At 45.7% G+C, this 223-nt stretch carries 1 protein-coding gene; it reads left to right on the top strand.

Annotated features, from left to right (window positions below; all coding sequences use genetic code 11):
• Positions 1-223, top strand: a 223-nt coding sequence (locus ABR397_RS24570; protein WP_350307956.1) for a POTRA domain-containing protein, incomplete at both ends; no start/stop codon positions are given.

Raw genomic sequence — 223 nt, 5'->3', positions numbered from 1 at the left:
CCTCATGATTACCGTGAATGAAGGCAAAATTGAGTCAATCAGCCTTGATGATGAAACACCACGTTCACTCAAAATGGTCTTTCCGGGCATGATTGGCAAAACACTCAATCTACGGGATATTGAACAAGGCATGGAACGCCTGAACCGCCTGCCCTCACAACAGGTCGCCATTGATATTCAGCCAGGAAAACAACCCGGTTATTCTGCGGTTATCTTAAAACGA

The sequence above is a fragment of the Photorhabdus viridis genome, assembly GCF_040256935.1.
Lineage (GTDB): Bacteria > Pseudomonadota > Gammaproteobacteria > Enterobacterales > Enterobacteriaceae > Photorhabdus > Photorhabdus viridis.
The sequence above is the reverse complement of the archived record's forward strand: the minus strand, read 5'-3'. Positions and strand labels throughout refer to the sequence as shown.